Here is a 2339-nt window from a genome sequence, read left to right as displayed (position 1 = left end):
GTCCCGGCGATACCATCAAGGTGGCGCCGCCGCTCAATCGCCGCTCGATGGTGCCGCGCCCCTGGGGTACGCTCAATCCGCTGTCGCGCTGGGTCGAAGAAGCCACGCGCGCCTTCGAACAGCGCGCCGCACGCCGCAAGGGCCTGCCGCCGAAAGAACAGGCCTTCGTCGAAGACACGCTTGACCTGCCCGATTCTCCCGATCCGCGCGGCTACTGGACGCACAGCGGCAACGTGCGCCGCGTGGTGCTGCTGATCCTGATGCTGATGCAAAGCGCGCTGGCCACGTATTTCATGAGCGACGTGCTGCCGTACCACGGCGAGAAGCCGCTCGAGATGGTCATCCTCGGTTTGTTCGGTTTGCTGTTCTGCTGGGTCTCGGCCGGATTCTGGACCGCCATGACCGGCTTCCTGGTGCTCATGCGCGGCGATGATCCGTATTTGATTTCGCATGAGCAGGCCGGGCCGAAATGGATCGCCCCCGATGCCCGCACCGCCATCGTCATGCCGATCTGTAACGAAGACGTGGCGCGCGTGTTCGCCGGTTTGCGCGCGACCTATGAATCGGTGCAACGCAGCGGCGACCTTGACCGTTTCGATTTCTTCGTCCTCAGCGACAGCGGCGAGTCCGATATCTGCACCGCAGAGATGCAGGCCTGGGCTGCGTTGTGCAAGGAAGTCGATGGCTTCGGCCGCATCTTCTATCGCCATCGCCGCCGCCGCGTCAAACGCAAGAGCGGCAACATCGACGACTTTTGCCGCCGCTGGGGCGCCGACTACCGCTACATGCTGGTGCTCGACGCCGACAGCGTCATGAGCGGCCAATGCCTGTCGACGCTGGTGCGCCTGATGGAAGCACATCCCGGCGCCGGCATCATCCAGACCGCGCCGCGCGCGCGCGGCCGGACGCGACACGCTGTACGCCCGCATCCAGCAATTCTCGACGCGCGTGTACGGGCCCTTGTTCACTGCGGGCCTGCACTACTGGCAACTCGGCGAATCACATTACTGGGGCCACAACGCGATCATCCGCATGGCGCCGTTCATGAAGCATTGCGCGCTGGCGCCGCTGCCGGGCGACGGCAATTTGTCCGGTCCGATTCTTTCGCATGACTTCGTCGAAGCTTCGCTGATGCGTCGCGCCGGCTGGTCGGTGTGGATCGCCTACGACCTTGACGGCAGCTATGAAGAAATGCCGCCGGCGCTGCTCGACGAACTCGGCCGCGACCGGCGCTGGTGCCAGGGCAACCTGATGAACTTCCGCCTGTTCCTGGCGCGCGGCATGCACGTGGTGCATCGCGCGGTGTTCGTGACCGGCGTCATGGCGTATTTGTCGGCGCCGTTGTGGGCGCTGTTCCTGGCGCTGTCGACGGTGTTGCTGGCCACGCATACGCTGATCGATCCGCAATACTTCGTCGAGCCGCGCCAGTTGTTCCCGATCTGGCCTGAATGGCATCCTGAAAAAGCCCTGGCGCTGGTCTCGGCCACCGCCACGATTCTGTTCCTGCCGAAAGTCCTCAGCGTGCTGCTGATCATCGTCAAGGGCGCCAGGGGTTATGGCGGCGCCTTGCGCGTGACGCTGAGCATGCTGATCGAATTGCTGTTCTCGATGATGCTGGCGCCGGTGCGCATGCTGTTCCATACGCGCTTCGTGCTGGGCGCTTTCCTCGGCTGGGCGCTGAGCTGGAAGTCGCCGCCGCGCGCCGACAATGAAACCGGTTGGGGCCAGGCAGTGAGCCGCCACGGCGTCCACTCGGTGTTGGGTGTGGCATGGGGCGCACTGGTGTACTGGCTCAACCCATCCTTCATCTGGTGGCTGATGCCGATCGCCGGCTCATTGATGTTCTCGGTGCCGCTGTCGGTGCTGTCGAGCCGCGTTTCGTTCGGTCGCCTGTTCCGTCGCCTTCAATTGTTTGTGATCCCGGAAGAAGTCGATGCGCCGCGCGAGCTGCGCGACACCGTGGCGCACCTGAACGCCACCGCGCCGCTGCCCGGTTTTGTTGACGCCGTGGTCGACCCGGCCGTCAACGCGCTGGTCTGCGCCGGCGCCCATGGCCATCCGCGCATGCCCGACCTCAGCCGCGCCGCCGGCGATTCGCTGGTGTTGCAGGCGCTGCGCCGCGGTCCTGCGGTGCTGACCGAAAAGCAGAAGCATACCTTGCTCGATGATCCGCGTCTGCTGTCGGCCTTGCACTACGCCGTGTGGAGCCAGCCGACGCGACACTCTTCCTGGATGACGCCGACATGAGGAGGGAACCCGTGGACAATCTCGACGACATGACCGCTGAAGATCGCCATCTGGGCGCCCCGGCCGATTCGTCCGCCGACGCGCGCCGACGC

1 pseudogene is annotated in these 2339 nt (G+C 65.1%); it reads left to right on the top strand.

Annotation, left to right across the window (positions count from 1 at the left end):
* Positions 1-2247: pseudogene (gene mdoH, locus HLUSI_RS27165) on the top strand (glucans biosynthesis glucosyltransferase MdoH); the annotation flags it as partial.
* Positions 2248-2339 lie beyond the last annotated feature (92 nt).

Source organism: Herbaspirillum lusitanum P6-12 (genome assembly GCF_000256565.1).
GTDB lineage: Bacteria > Pseudomonadota > Gammaproteobacteria > Burkholderiales > Burkholderiaceae_D > Herbaspirillum > Herbaspirillum lusitanum.
The sequence above is the reverse complement of the archived record's forward strand: the minus strand, read 5'-3'. Positions and strand labels throughout refer to the sequence as shown.